This window comes from Amycolatopsis sp. NPDC003865 (genome assembly GCF_053605345.1).
The window spans coordinates 22,129-35,131 of the sequence record NZ_JBSGJA010000035.1 but is presented as its reverse complement, the minus strand read 5'-3'; the positions used below and the strand labels follow the sequence as shown (position 1 = coordinate 35,131).

At 74.3% G+C, this 13,003-nt stretch carries 14 protein-coding genes; 2 read left to right on the top strand and 12 right to left on the bottom strand.

What is annotated here, in order from left to right:
* Positions 1-22: 22 nt before the first annotated feature.
* Positions 23-787, bottom strand: coding sequence for an ANTAR domain-containing protein (locus ACWEVP_RS46775; RefSeq protein ID WP_452069071.1), 765 nt, complete (start codon positions 785-787; stop codon positions 23-25).
* 212 nt (positions 788-999) lie between these two features.
* Here ACWEVP_RS46775 and ACWEVP_RS46770 point away from each other — a divergent pair, with 212 nt between their 5' ends.
* The gene (locus ACWEVP_RS46770) at positions 1,000-1,932 is read left to right on the top strand and encodes a PfkB family carbohydrate kinase (protein ID WP_452069070.1); all 933 of its coding nucleotides are present in this window, start codon (positions 1,000-1,002) and stop codon (positions 1,930-1,932) included.
* A 10-nt stretch (positions 1,933-1,942) separates the two neighbouring features.
* On the opposite strand, the gene ligD is transcribed toward ACWEVP_RS46770, so the two are convergent.
* The 6 genes from ligD to ACWEVP_RS46740 form a co-directional block, all read right to left on the bottom strand.
* Positions 1,943-3,520, bottom strand: coding sequence for a non-homologous end-joining DNA ligase (gene ligD / locus ACWEVP_RS46765; RefSeq protein WP_452069069.1), 1,578 nt, complete (start codon positions 3,518-3,520; stop codon positions 1,943-1,945).
* 17 nt (positions 3,521-3,537) lie between these two features.
* Positions 3,538-3,666, bottom strand: a complete 129-nt coding sequence (locus ACWEVP_RS46760; RefSeq protein ID WP_452069068.1) for a hypothetical protein — start codon at positions 3,664-3,666, stop codon at positions 3,538-3,540.
* A gap of 5 nt (positions 3,667-3,671) precedes the next feature.
* Entirely contained in the window at positions 3,672-4,226 is a 555-nt protein-coding gene (locus ACWEVP_RS46755) for a hemerythrin domain-containing protein (RefSeq protein ID WP_452069067.1), read from the bottom strand.
* 53 nt (positions 4,227-4,279) lie between these two features.
* Positions 4,280-4,465 (bottom strand): hypothetical protein, encoded by a 186-nt coding sequence (locus ACWEVP_RS46750; protein ID WP_452069066.1) that lies wholly within the window; start codon positions 4,463-4,465, stop codon positions 4,280-4,282.
* Entirely contained in the window at positions 4,465-4,653 is a 189-nt protein-coding gene (locus ACWEVP_RS46745; protein ID WP_452069065.1) for a hypothetical protein, read from the bottom strand. Before ACWEVP_RS46745 ends, ACWEVP_RS46750 begins: the two co-directional genes overlap by 1 nt.
* Before the next feature lie 96 nt (positions 4,654-4,749).
* Entirely contained in the window at positions 4,750-6,315 is a 1,566-nt protein-coding gene (locus ACWEVP_RS46740) for a glycoside hydrolase family 13 protein (protein WP_452069064.1), read from the bottom strand.
* A 27-nt stretch (positions 6,316-6,342) separates the two neighbouring features.
* On the opposite strand from ACWEVP_RS46740, the gene ACWEVP_RS46735 reads away from it, so the two are divergent.
* Positions 6,343-7,140, top strand: a complete 798-nt coding sequence (locus ACWEVP_RS46735) for a class I SAM-dependent methyltransferase (RefSeq protein ID WP_452069063.1) — start codon at positions 6,343-6,345, stop codon at positions 7,138-7,140.
* 68 nt (positions 7,141-7,208) lie between these two features.
* Here the strand turns inward: ACWEVP_RS46735 and ACWEVP_RS46730 are convergent, their stop codons facing one another.
* From ACWEVP_RS46730 to ACWEVP_RS46710, 5 genes are read right to left on the bottom strand one after another with little or no spacing between them, the layout of a single operon-like run.
* Positions 7,209-7,595, bottom strand: coding sequence for a hypothetical protein (locus ACWEVP_RS46730; protein ID WP_452069062.1), 387 nt, complete (start codon positions 7,593-7,595; stop codon positions 7,209-7,211).
* A gap of 8 nt (positions 7,596-7,603) precedes the next feature.
* Positions 7,604-10,783, bottom strand: coding sequence for a WXG100 family type VII secretion target (locus ACWEVP_RS46725; RefSeq protein ID WP_452069061.1), 3,180 nt, complete (start codon positions 10,781-10,783; stop codon positions 7,604-7,606).
* Positions 10,783-11,100: a hypothetical protein gene (locus ACWEVP_RS46720; protein WP_452069060.1), complete on the bottom strand. Its 318-nt coding sequence runs from the start codon at positions 11,098-11,100 to the stop codon at positions 10,783-10,785. Before ACWEVP_RS46720 ends, ACWEVP_RS46725 begins: the two co-directional genes overlap by 1 nt.
* On the bottom strand, positions 11,097-11,360 hold the full coding sequence (locus tag ACWEVP_RS46715; protein ID WP_372672530.1) for an acyl carrier protein: 264 nt from the start codon (positions 11,358-11,360) through the stop codon (positions 11,097-11,099). The genes ACWEVP_RS46720 and ACWEVP_RS46715 overlap by 4 nt, the downstream gene beginning before the upstream one ends.
* Complete coding sequence (locus ACWEVP_RS46710) at positions 11,353-13,002, bottom strand: fatty acyl-AMP ligase (protein ID WP_452069059.1); 1,650 nt, start codon at positions 13,000-13,002, stop codon at positions 11,353-11,355. The genes ACWEVP_RS46715 and ACWEVP_RS46710 overlap by 8 nt, the downstream gene beginning before the upstream one ends.
* Position 13,003: the final 1 nt, after the last annotated feature.

Genomic DNA, 13,003 nt, shown 5'->3' with positions numbered 1-13,003 from the left:
CAAACCGCCGGATCGGAAACGCCTAGTTCGCGGTGAACGCCGACCAGAGCCGCTCGGCCGCGTGCCGGGCCGCGGCGCCCGGCCGGATCGCCGGGACCCCGTCGGGCTGGGGCGCGTGCCCGCCACCGACGTGCTCGACCAGCGCGACGGCCAGCTCGCGCACTTTCACGTTGAATTCCTGGCTCGCGCGGCGCAGCGTCTGCCAGGCCTCGTCCGGTGAGCACCGCCGCACCGCCATGACCGCGCCCTTCGCCTGCTCGATGGCGGCGCGCGAGGCCAGCAGGTCCAGCGTCTGGTCCGGGTCGCCCGCGCTGGCGGCCTCGGCGACGACCAGGGTCGTCTCGGTGAGCTTCTCGTAGCGCCGCAGGACGCTCAGGACGCCGGGGGCGAGCGGCCGGTCGAAGATCGCGGACAGCACGAACGCACCGGCGTCCTGCCAGAGGCCGGGCAGGGCGGCCGCGCCGCGGACCGCGGCGAGCTCCGGGTGGCCGGCGAGCGCACGGGTGAGCCCGGGCCAGCGTCCGTCGGCACCGAGGTCGTCGGTGGCCACCGGGTCGCCCGTGGCGGCGGCGACGGCCACCGGGCCGCCGTGCGCCAGCGAGAGGGGCAGCAGCCCGCCGGCGACGCCCGCGGCCGCCAGCACCCGCGGCGCGCGATCGCCCCGCCCGACCGTGAGCCCCGCGCCGAGGCACCCCGGCAGCTCGCCGGTGATCCGCTCGAGCAGCGCCTCCAGCAGCTCGGTCAGCGGTCTCCACCGGTCGGCCGCGTTCATCAACGTCTCGGTCACCCGAACCTCGCTTCCACCGTGTCTCCGTCTCCTTGATTTACCCGAAGACGACGGGAGCCACATCCCGGGCACGGAGCAACCGGTACCGCCGTCCGGGGCAACGGCGGCACGCCCGGCGATCGACCCGAACGTGCGGTTTATCCGCCCCGCGGAACGGGGTAGCCGATCTTCGCCAACCGAGGAGGCGCCATGACCGACCGGCGGTACCGGTGATGTACAGCGAAGTCGTGGTCGTCGGGCAGATCGCCCGCGACCTGGTGGTCCAGGTCCCGGACGCGCCCGGCGCCGATTCCTCGGCGCCGGTCGAGCACCGGAAGGAGATGCTCGGCGGCAAGGGCGCCAACCAAGCCGTGGCGCTGAGCCAGCTCGGCGTGGCCGTGTCCCTGGTCGGTGTGGTCGGCCGGGACCGCACCGGCGACGCCCTGCGCGCCCAGGCCCGCGCCGACCGGATCGGCACGTCGCACGTCGTCCGCCGGCCGGGCACCGAGACGGCGCTGCTGATCGACGTCGTCGACGACCGGGGCCGCCGCCGCTACCTCGAGCACGTCCCGGACGGGACGCTGCTGACCGAGACCGACGTCTTCGCCGCGTCCGCGCCGATCTCGGCGGCGAGCTCGCTGATCGTCCAGCTGCAGCAGCCGGCCCCGGCGGCGCTGCTGGCCGCGCGGCTCGCGCACACCGCGGGCACGCGGGTCGTGCTGGACGGGGCACCCCGGGACCGGGCCGACGAGCTGCTCGCCCTGGCAGACGTCGTCCGCGCCGACGGGCACGAAGCCGAGCTGCTCACCGGGCAGCCGGTGGACGACGTCGCGAGCGCGGCCCGCGCGGCCGGGGACCTGCGGGAACGCGGGCCGTCGCTGGTCGTGCTGGAGGTGGCCGGGCAGGGGAACCTGTTCGCCGGGCCGGCGGAGTCGTGGTTCGTGCCGCACGTGGAGACCGAGGTCGTCGACCCGACCGGCGCGGGCGACGCGCTGGTCGCGACGCTGACGGCGGCGCTGACCCGCCGCCGCCCGCTGGAGACGGCGGCGTGCCTCGCGGTGGCGGCGGCCGCGGCGACGACCGAGCACGCGGGCGGCCGGCCGCACCTGTCCCGCCCCGACCTCGACCGCCTGCAGCCCCGCAAGCTCGAGACGGTCCACGCCTGAGGCCCTGGCGCTAGAGGCCCGGCAGCCGCTGCTCGACCCCGAGCAGCGCCGCGAACGGGTCCCCGCGCTCGGCCAGCCGCCGCGGGACGTCCCGGATCGTCCAGCGGTCCGGGGTGAGGCCGTCGTCGTCCAGCTCGGCCCACTCCAGCGGCACCGACACCGGCGCCCCCGGCCGCGGGCGCACGCTGTAGGGCGCCACGAGCGTCTTGTTCGACACGTTCTGCGTGTAGTCGAGCCGGGCGCGGCCCCGCCGCCGGTCCTTCGACCACGCCCAGCTCACCAGGTCCGGCAGGACCCGCCCGATCGTCTTCGACACGGTTTCCGCCCACGCCCGGGTCTGCTCGAACGTGCAGCGCGGCGCGATCGGCACCCACACCTGGATCCCGCGCTGCCCGGTCACCTTCGGCCGCCCGGTCAGGCCGAGGTGCTCCAGCGCCGTGCGGTGCAGCCGCGCCAGGTCCAGTACCTCGCCGAACGACGTCTCCGGGCCCGGGTCGATGTCGAACAGCACCCACGTCGGGTGGTCGACGTCGGCCGCGCACGACGTCCAGGCGTGCAGTTCCAGGGCGCCGTGGTTCGCGAGCCACGCCAGCGTCGCGACGCTGTCCGCCACGACGTACCGCCGGCTCTCCCCCGCCTTCGCGCGCTCGTTGTGCCAGGTCGTCAGCCAGTCCGGCGCGTGTTTCGGGACTTCTTTCTGCCAGAAGCCGGGTTCGGTGACGCCCTGCGGGAAGCGGTGCGTGTTCAGCGGCCGGCCCGCCAGGTACGGCAGCATGACCGGGCCGGTGGTGACGTAGTAGCGGATGAGGTCCCGCTTGGTCACCGGCTCGCCGTCGCCGGCCGGCGGGAAGAGGACTTTGTCCAGGTTGGTCAGGGACAGCTCGCGGCCTCCGACCGACCACTTGCCCTTCGCCGCGAGGTCGTCGAGGGCCGCCAGTTCGTCCTCGGTGGCGGCGGTGAACCCGACGGCTTCCTCGGCGTGCGCGGCCGGCCGGTCGCCGTGCCACAACGCGCCGGGCGCGGCCGCCACCTCGTCGTTGGTGCGGCCGCTCTTCACCGACCGCGGGTGGTCTTCGGCGTCCCAGCCCGCTTCGGCGTGGTCGTCCTCCTTGTGCAGGAGGAACCACTGGTCCTGCTCCCCGCGGTTCGTGCGCACGAGCACGAACCGCCCGGCCAGCTTCTCGCCGTCGAGGTCGAAGTGGAGGTTGCCGTCTTCGATCGCCTTCGCCGGGTCGGCGTCGACCGGCCGCCACTCACCGCGGTCCCACACGATGACGTCCCCGCCGCCGTATTCGCCGTGCGGGATCACCCCTTCGAAGTCGGCGTACTCGATGGGGTGATCTTCGACGTGCACGGCCAGCCGGCGGGCCTTCGGGTCCAGCGTCGGGCCCTTCGGCACCGCCCAGCTGACCAGGACGCCGTCGAGCTCCAGCCGGAAGTCGTAGTGCAGGCGGCGGGCCCGGTGCCGCTGCACCACGAACCGGTGCCCGGCCGGCCCGCCCGCGGCCCCGCCGGCCGGCTCGGCGGTCCGGCCGAAGTCACGCATCTCCTGGTAGCGCCGCAGTTTGCGGGCCGAGCCTGCTGCCATGGCGAAGGGGTACCCACTCAGTCCGGCGACGACCAGGGCGGGTTCTTCTTCGCCAGGTCCTGGTACTGCTCGACCTCCTGCGGGGTCGGGTCGGGCCCGGCTTCCTCCGCGAACTCCTCGGGGTCCTGGGGCTCTTCGGACGGCACCGCCCTCACCGCCCCAGCGCGCCGCGGATGAGGTCGCGCGCCCGGTCCATGATCGCCGCGGGCGGGCCGAGCACCAGGTTCGCCGTCGCGCTCTCGACGCCCGGGTGCGGCCGGGTCGGGCCGACGGCTTCGGCCAGCCGGGCGGTCGCGGCCATGGCGCGCAGCCGCTCCGGCGGCCGGTGGGCGCGCAGCAGCGGGAACTCCTCGCGCTCTTCGTGGCCGGCGTGCGCGAGCACATCGTCGCGCAGCTGGACGAGCAGCGTGTCGAACCCGTCGGCGTCCGGCCCCATCTTCTGCAGCGTGGTCAGCAGTTCCTTGGCGCGGTGCTCCTCGCCGAGCCGCGCTTCGACGACCGCCCCGGCCGCGGGCTCGAGGTCCCGGATCTCCGGGTGCACCACCAGCTCTTCCGCCGTCTCGTGCACGGCGAGCAGCCGAACGAGATCGGCGAACACCTCGCGCCGCCGGTCGTCGTCGGCGGTTTCCAGCGCGGCGAACAGGTCCCGGATTTCGCGGTGCTGCCGCTGCAGCAGTTCGATGACGTCCTCGTCGTGGTCGGGCACGGAAAGCCTCCTCGTGGATCGGTGTGGGAGGGACTTTCCCGGTGGCGGCGCGCTTACTCGTGCCGGTTGCCCACCGTGAGCCACAGCACGCCGCCGGCGGTCAGGGCGATCCCCGCGACCGTCCACCACGACCACCACGTGAAGAACGCGACGACCAGCCCGACGGCCAGCAGCACACCCCCGCCGACGGAGGCCGTGTCGTCGTTGCCCGCGCGCGAGAACCCACCCGCGACGGCCATCAGCCGATCCGCCCGTCGACGGCCGCCACGACCAGCGCCGCGCACCGCGCCACCGTCAGGCCTCTGTCCTGGGCCATCGCCTTCAGGGCCGTCTGCGCGGCGGGGCGGCTCATGCCTTGGGCCGCAAGGACTTCCAGCGCCAGGCCGACGGCGTCGGTGGCGGGCGGGGTGGCGGATCGGACGGGCATCGGAGTACCTCCGGGGTCGGACGGCGGCGACGAACGCGACCGGGTACCCCGCCGCTCCCGCTTTCACACCACTCAACCCGGGCGGGTGACGCCGGCTCAACTCCCGGCGAGCCACACCGCGGCGTCGGGTGGCAGCACGCCGTCGTCGAGGGGCGCGCTCGACAGCAGCACCCGGCCGGGCGGCACGTCGACCGGCTCCGCCGACAGGTTCACCACGCACCCGAACCCCGGCTCCCGCGCGAAGGACAGCACGCCGGGAGCCGAGGGCAGCCACGTCAGCGTCCCGTCCCCCAGCGCCGGGTTCGCCCGCCGCTCGGCCAGGGCCGCGCGGTAGAGGCTCAGCATCGACGCCGGATCGGCCGCCTGGGCTTCGGCCGTGCTCCAGTGGGCCGGCTGCGGCAGCCACGTCCGCACCCCCTCGGGCGCGAAGCCGAACGGCGGCTCGGTGCCCGACCACGGCAGCGGCACGCGGCAGCCGTCGCGGCCGCGGCGGGTGTGTCCGGAACGCTCCCACGTCGGGTCGGCGAGCACCTCGTCCGGCAGGTCCTCGACTTCCTCGAGACCCAGCTCCTCCCCCTGGTACAGGTACGCGCCGCCGGGCAGGGCGAGCATCAGCAGCAGCGCCGCCCGGGCCCGCCGCCTGCCCCGCGCGAGATCGCCGCCGGGGGCGAACCGCGTCACGTGCCGGACGACGTCGTGGTTGGACAGCACCCAGGTCGCGGGCGCGCCGACCGCGTGCAGGGCTGCCAGGGTCCGGTCGACGACCTCGCGCAGCGCGGCCGCGTCCCAGTCGCAGCGCAGGTAGTCGAAGTTGAACGCCGTGTGCAGCTCGTCGGGGCGGACGTACCGGGCGAGGCGGTCGGGCCGGTCGACCCACGCTTCGGCGACGAACACGCGGTCCGGGCCGAACTCGCCGGCGATCTTCCGCCAGGAGCGGTAGATGTCGTGGACGCCGTCGAGGTCCCAGTGCGGGTGGGCCGCGCGGTCCGGCGGCTGCGCGATCTCCTCGTCGTCGGTGCCGAGGTCGGGGAAGGCGGGGTCCTTGAGCAGGCCGTGGGCGACGTCGATGCGGACGCCGTCGACCCCGCGGGCGAACCAGAACCGCAGCAGGTCCTCGAACTCGGCGCGGACTTCCGGGTTGTCCCAGTTGAGGTCGGGCTGCTCCGGGGCGAACAGGTGCAGGTACCACTCGCCGTCGGCGGCGCGCGTCCAGGCCGGGCCGCCGAAGACGCTGCGCCAGTCGGTGGGCGGCAGCTCGCCGTCGGGGCCGCGGCCTGGCCGGAAGTGGTAGCGGGCGCGTTCGGGCCCGCCGTCGAGCGCGGCCCGGAACCAGGGGTGGCGGTCGGAGGTGTGGTTCGGGACGACGTCGATCAGCAGCCGCAGCCCCACCCGGTGCGCTTCGGCGATCAGGTCCAGGACGTCGGAGTCGGTGCCGAAGAGCGGGTCGGGGGTCCGGTGGTCCTCGACGTCGTAACCGCCGTCGACCATCGGCGAGCGGTACCAGGGGGTGGTCCACACCGCGTCGACCCCGAGGTCGGCGAGGAAGCCCAGGCGCGAGCGCAGGCCCGCGAGATCCCCGGTGCCGTCCCCGTCCGCGTCGGCGAAGCTGCGTACGTAGACCTCGTAGACGACGGCGTCGCGCCACCAGTTCGCGGAGTTCATGACACCCGAGTATCTACGCTGGGGGGCGTGGCCGACGCGTGGGAGTGGGATCCGTCCCTCTATTCGGGCAGTGCCGGGTACTACGCGCGGGGCCGGGCCGCGTATCCGCCGGAGCTCGCCGAGGCGTTCGTGGCGGAGCTGGGCCTGGACGGCACCGGGCGCCTGCTCGACGTCGGCTGCGGGCCCGGCTCGCTGACGCTGCTGCTGGCGGGGTCGTTCGAGGAGGCGGTCGGGCTCGACGCGGACGAAGGCATGCTCGCGGAAGCGCGGCGGCTCGCCCGCGGCGGGAACTGCCGGTGGGTGCACCGGCGCGCGGAGGAGCTGCCGGCCGGGCTGGGGCGGTTCCGGCTGGTGACGTTCGCGCAGTCGTTCCACTGGCTCGACCGGCCGCGGGTCGCGGCGGCGGTGCGCGGCATGCTGGCGCCGGGCGGGTTCTGCGCCCACGTGCACGCGACGACGCACGAGGGCGCCGGATCGGTGCCGCACGAGGAGATCGCCGGGCTGGTGCGGGACTACCTGGGTCCGGTGCGGCGGGCGGGCCAGGGGACGTTGCCGTCGGGGACGGCGGGCGGCGAGGCGGCGATCTACCGCGGTGCGGGGTTCCGCGGGCCGCGGCGGTTCACGGTCCCGGGGCGGGTGGTCACGCGGACGGCCGACGAGGTGGTGGCCGGGGTGTTTTCGCTGTCCAGCTCGGCGCCGCACCTCTTCGGTGCGCGCCGCGCGGGGTTCGAGGCCGGGCTACGCGAGCTGCTGGGGCGGGCGAGCCCGGCCGGGGTGTTCACCGAACGGCTGCGGGAGATCGCCGTCGACCTCTGGGCGCCGTGACGGCCGGGCCGGACCCCTTCGCCCCGCAGCCGCCGAATCGCGTCCGGCCTCCGGCAGCCGTGCCGGGCTCACCAGGGGTTGTTGTCGAAGTCGTCCTCGGCCTCCGCCGCCCGCGCCCGGCGCGCCCGCCGGGGCGCCTCGTCGCGCGGCGACGGCTGCTGGGTGGCCGACGGCGCGAACGGTGACGCTTCGCCCGGCTCGCCGCCGAACGCGTCCGTGTCGAACGCCGACGGCTGTTCCGTGCCGCGGTCGGTGCTCCAGCCCGACTTCGTCTTGCGCTGCGCCATCTCGCGCACGTGCTGGACGTACCGCTCGGCCGCCTGGACCTGCTTGGTCATGTACTCCTGCGACCGGGCCTTGATCTCCTCGCCCCGCTGCTCGCGCAGCGCGCGCCGCTCGGACTGTTCGCGCACCAGGCCGGCCAGCTCGGCCTTCATCGCGGCGATGTCGGTCATGGGTCCTCCTACCAGGTCCGGCGCGCGGACGGCGGGTCTTCGTCGTCGTTCAGGGAGCCGATGATCCGGCGGCCCGGCTCGCCGAGGTTGTCGAACACCGCGCCCTCGATCCGGTACGCGGGCGACCGGCGCTCGGTGTCACCGCCGCCACCGCCGTGGGCCCCGCCCATCGCGCCCATGCCGGGCATCCCGGACATCGCCTGGCCGCCCGGCCCGGCCGAAGCCCCGGCCGGGGCGAACGCGGCCGCGGGCTGCGGCTGCGCGAAGCCCGCGCCCGCACCGGTGTGCGCGCCGCCGGACACCGGCGTCTCACCGAGCCCGGCGTGGGTGTCGAAGCCGGCCGAGGACAGCCCGGCACCGCCGTGCGAGCCGCCGCCGATCCCGGCTCCCGCACCGCCGCCGTGGTGCGCGCCGGAGCCGCCCTTGTCGGACGACGACCCGAGGTCGTCGAGCGTGCCGCGGTGGGTGGGCAGGTCGTCGTCGCCCTTCTTGCCCGGTGTGTCACCCAGGACGTCCGACGGCTTGTCGTCCTCGCCGAGGGTGTAGGTCGTCGGCTTGCCGCTGCCGTCGTCGACGGTGACGACGGTCGGCCCGTCCGGCCCGTCCGGCCGCTCGGCGGTGATCTTGAGGTCGCCGTCCTCGATGTGGATCTTGCCGTCCGGGCCGGGGCAGTACGCGTCGTCCGTCCCTTGTGGACCTTGGCCGTCGGCGTCCTTGGACCAGTCGAGCTTGAAGTCCTTGACGGCGTCGGTGCCCTCGCCGACCTTGATGTCCATCTTCCCGTCGCGGTCGGGTTCGGTCATCTCGAAGGTCTTGTCGCCCTGCTTGACCTTCAGGTGGTCGGGGGTGTCGTCGCCGTTCTTGTCACCGGCGTCCTTGTCGTCGCCGAGCAGGCCGTCCGGCTTGCCGTCGTGGTCCTTGTCCGCGCCCGGCGGGTCGTCGGGCTTGCCGTCATGGTCCTTGTCCGCGCCCAGCGGGTTGTCGGGCTTGCCGTCGCCGTCCTTGTCGGCGCCGGGTTCGCCGCCGGACCCCGTGTCGCCGAGGCCGCCGGCGCCCTCGCCGGAGTCCGTCTTGATGCCTTCGCCGCTGAACTCCTTCAGCGCGTCGGCCGCCTTCTGCTTCGCCTCTTCCGCGGCCTGCTCGGCCGCCGCCTTGCCGTCGTCGCCGGACCCGGATCCGGACCCGCCACCCGAGCCGGACCCACCGCCCGAGCCCGAGCCGCCGCCCAGGCCTTCGCCGCCGCCCAGGCCGCTGCCCCCGGAACCCGAGCCCAGCCCGGACCCGGCGCCGTCACCGGATTCGGTCTGGATGCCGGGGCCGCTGAACTCCTTGAGCGCGTCGGCGGCCTTCTTCTTGGCCTCTTCGGCGGCCGCGGCCGCGGCGTCCTGCCCGCTGGAGGACGGCGGCGGCACCGACGAGGGCGACGTGTCCCCAGAACCCGAACCCGAACCCGAGCCGCCGCCGAGGCCCGAGCCACCGCTCCCGCCGCCGTCGAACGAGCCCAGCGCCTCCGATGCCTGCTTCTTGGCCGCTTCCGCGGCCTCCGCGGCTTGCCTCTTGGCCGCCTCCGCGGCGGCCTGCTGGTCGTCGCCCGACGAGCCGGACCCGCCGCCGGCCGAGCCGGCGCCCGAGGGGGTGTCGGTGTCCGGGATCGGCGGCACCGAACCGCCCCCTCCGGAACCCGAGCCGCCGCCGGAGCCCGAACCCGAGCCCGCGCCGCCACCGGGGATACCCGCGCCGGAGCCACCGTCCGGACTGCCGGAACCCGAACCGGAGCCGCCGGAGCCGGAGCCACCGCCGGGGATACCCGCGCCCGCACCGCCACCGGAACCGCCGCCCGGGATACCCGCGCCCGAGCCGCCGCCGGTCCCGGAACCGCCACCGGTCCCCGAACCGCCGGTGCCGAAACCGCCGCCGGTGCCGTTCCCGCCGCCCGTCCCGTAGCCACCGCCGGTGCCCCCGGTCCCCGGGCCACCGGGACCGCCCGTGCCGGAACCGCCGGGCATCGACACGCCCTCGAACTCGTTCTTCACCGCGCCCATGACCTTGTCGAGCGCGTCGTAGGCCTGGTCGACGAGGTCCTTCGTGTCCTTGCAGGTCTTCTCGAAGCCCTTGTAGAGCCGGTCCCACATGTCGGGGTTGAACTGGTTCTGGATCCACTGCTTGGCCAGGTCCTGGCCGTGCTTCTTGATCTCGTCGCCGTCGCAGCAGCCCTGGTCGTTGAGGGTCTTGACCAGGTTGGTGCCGAAGTTGAGGTCCATCCAGCCCGCGATCTGGGCCAGGTCCTGCTCGTTGCCGTGCTCGCCGCTGGCGACCGCGACGACCTTCTGCGCCATCGTGTAGTCGGCCTTGCCGACCAGGTCGGTGTACATGCCGATGACGGCGTCGGCCTTGCCCTTGCACAGCTGGAACACCGTGGTCGCGGTGGTCAGCGTCGCTTCGCTGACGTTGCCGAGCGTCTGGGCGAGCTTGGCCGCCTTCGGCTGGATCTTGTCGTTGTAGGTGTCTGACGCCGCGTCCGCGCCCGCGCCGCTCCACGTCTTGTACAGCGACCCCAGCTGCGAGCCGGTGTCCTCGACCGTCCGGTCCACCGTCTCCGAGCCGGTCTTGAAGTGGGCGGCGTCCTGGACGAAGTTCGCGAAGCTGATCCCGCGCTGCTCGTCGAACGGCGCGCGGATGTCCTTGTCGAGGTCGAGCGCGCGGGTGTTGCCACGGCAGTCGGCCGGGATCTTGGCCAGCAGCGACCCGAAGGTCTCGAACAGCTTCAGCGCGGGCGCGGCGGCGTCGAAGATCTCGTCGGAGGTCTTGGTGCCGGTCGCGTCACCGCCGTTCTCGCCGGCGGCGGGCGGCTTCGTGTCGTCGAGCATCGCCTTGCCCTCGTCGACGGCCTTCTTTTCCTGGTCTTCGTTGTAGGAGTTCTGGTCGCCGCTCTGCTTGGCCTTGTCGAAGGCCTCGTCGACCGACTGCCCGGCGAAGAGCGGGTTGGCGTTGTACGCGTTCGCGTATTTCTCGGCTTCCTGCCGCTTCTGCTTGATATCGTCCGGTTCCTGGTCGGCCAGGAACGGCGGGGGCGGCGGGTTCTCCCGCAGCCAGCTGCTGATCAGCGCGCTCTTCTGCTGGGCGGGGACGCTCGGGTCGTCCAGCAGCGCCTTGACGTCGGACCACTTCTTCTTGGTGTCGTCGGCCATCAGAGGGAACCCCCGGCGTTCGTGATCGCGCCGGCCTGGTTGTCCTCGTTGGCGCTGTAGCTGGCCCCGGCGGTGCCGAGGTTGGTGCCGAAGGAGGCGAGCGTGCTGCTGTAGCCGGACACGGCGGCCCACAGCGCCTGCGCCCCGGCGGTGTACTTGGCGGCGTGGGCGTTGTGCGCCCGGCCGAACCCCTCCGCGGTCACCTGCGGGGTCTGCAGGTCCGGGTTGTCGTCCAGCAGGTGTTCCGCCAGGTCCCCGATGGTCTTGGACGCCGTCGACAACGCTTCGGTCGTCGCGGTGTACCCCCCGCCGCTCATTTCCGGGCCTCTCCTGTAGATCCGCCAGTTCCCAGGGCTTCCGCGAGCACGGCGGCCACCGAACCCACATCGGTGAACCGATCGAGCTGGTCCAGGTCGATCGTCACGCCGTAGTAGACCTCCAGCGCCGCGAGGAGCTTGATCCGGCCCTTCGAGTCGATGCCCAGCTCCTCCAGCGGCGCGTCGGGCTCGACGAGGGCCGGGTCCAGCCGGAAGGTCTCGCTGACGACCTTCGTGACCTCGGCGCGGTGATCACCCACAGGCGCCACCATAACGTGCCTTCGCCGCCGACCGGGCGACCTTGCCACTGGATGTGCGCGGAAGTCCGCCGGAAGGGACCAGATGTACCGCACGGAGCGTGAGATCGTGCTCCCGCGACACCGCGCGCAGCACCGCCCGGGTCACCTCTTTGAGGTCGGCGTCGGCGTCGCGTGCCCACTCCGCCACCACCACCGCGCCCTCGCCGTGCTCGTCGGCGACGCCGAACGCGGCGACGCGGTCGCGGCGGACCGCCGGGTGGGCTTCGCCCGCCGCGGCCTCGATGTCCTGCGGGTGGAAGTTGCGGCCGTCGACGACGATGAGGTCCTTGAGCCGCCCGGTGACGTAGAGGTCGCCGCGGTGCACGACGCCGAGGTCGCCGGTGCGCAGCCAGCCGCCGGTGCCGTCCAGGGTGGCGTCGAACGCGGCGGCGTCGCCGCGGCCCCAGTAGCCGGTGGCCACGTTGGGACCGCGCAGCCAGATCTCGCCGACGAGCCCCTCCGGCTGCTCCTGTCCTTCGTGGACGATCCGCACGTCCTGCCCGACCGGACGGCCGACGGACACGAGTTCCTGGCCGTCGACGATTTCGACGGCACGGCCCTGCGCGAGCTTTTCGCGGTCGAACACCGCGCCGCGCGGCCCTTCCGGCCCCGCACTGGCGACGTACACGGTGGCTTCGGCGAGCCCGTAGGACGGCCGGTACGCCTCGCGCCGGAAGCCGTGCGGGCCGAAGACCTCGAGAAAGCGCTCCACCGTGCGCGGGCGGACGGGTTCGGCGCCGTTGAGCGCGACCCGCACGTCCGACAGGTCGAGGCCCTCTTCGGCGCCGGCGTCGGCGGCGAGGTCGTAGGCGAAGTTCGGCGCCGCGGTGAACACGGCCGGGTGGCCGGCGAGCTGCCGCAGCCAGCGCCGCGGCCGGTGCACGAACTCGGCCGGGGCCATGAACACCGCCCGCCCGCCGGCGAAGACCGGCAGGCACAGCAGCTGGATCAGGCCCATGTCGTGGAAGAACGGGATCCAGCCCGCGCAGGTCGTGCCCTCGTCCACGGCGTAGGCCCGGCTCCCCTGCCAGCAGGCCGCGACGATCGCCCGGTGCGGGATCACCGCGCCGGCCGGCTCCCGCGTCGAGCCCGACGTGTACTGCAGGTACGCGGGGCTTTCCGGCGCGACCGGGACCGGGTCGGCGCCCGGCCCGCTCAGCTCGTCGACGACCAGGAGGTCAGCGGGGTCACCGGGGTCACCGAACTCGCGGACGCGCGCCGCCGCGGCCGCCGACGTCAGCCACACGCGCGCGCCGGAGTCGGCCAGCACCCCGCCGAGCCGCTCGGCCTGCGCGCGGTTGCCCGGCGGCATCAGCGGGACGGCGATCAGGCCCGCGGCGAGGGCGCCGAAGAACGCGAGCGGGTAGGCGAGTTCCTGACCGGCGAGGACGGCGACCCGCTCCCCCGGCTCGGCGACCCCGCGCAGCTCGCCCGCGACGACGCGGACCCGGGCGGCGAACTGCGCCCACGTCACCGTGTGCTCGGTGTCGCGGGAGAAGTCCTGGTGGGTGAACAGCGGGCGCTCGTCGTCCGCGCGGGCGAACAACCGCTCCACGATCGAGACGCGCAGCACCGCCTCGGGCACGGTCGCGGGACGGGGCACG

Coding starts and splice junctions, on each gene's coding strand:
- ligD (WP_452069069.1), bottom strand. CDS start 3,520: ATGGCAGCAGGCTCGGCCCGCAAACTGCGGCGCTACCAGGAGATGCGT.
- ACWEVP_RS46740 (WP_452069064.1), bottom strand. CDS start 6,315: ATGAACTCCGCGAACTGGTGGCGCGACGCCGTCGTCTACGAGGTCTAC.
- ACWEVP_RS46725 (WP_452069061.1), bottom strand. CDS start 10,783: ATGGCCGACGACACCAAGAAGAAGTGGTCCGACGTCAAGGCGCTGCTG.
- ACWEVP_RS46720 (WP_452069060.1), bottom strand. CDS start 11,100: ATGAGCGGCGGGGGGTACACCGCGACGACCGAAGCGTTGTCGACGGCG.
- ACWEVP_RS46770 (WP_452069070.1), top strand. CDS start 1,000: ATGTACAGCGAAGTCGTGGTCGTCGGGCAGATCGCCCGCGACCTGGTG.
- ACWEVP_RS46730 (WP_452069062.1), bottom strand. CDS start 7,595: ATGACCGACATCGCCGCGATGAAGGCCGAGCTGGCCGGCCTGGTGCGC.
- ACWEVP_RS46750 (WP_452069066.1), bottom strand. CDS start 4,465: ATGGCCGTCGCGGGTGGGTTCTCGCGCGCGGGCAACGACGACACGGCC.
- ACWEVP_RS46745 (WP_452069065.1), bottom strand. CDS start 4,653: ATGCCCGTCCGATCCGCCACCCCGCCCGCCACCGACGCCGTCGGCCTG.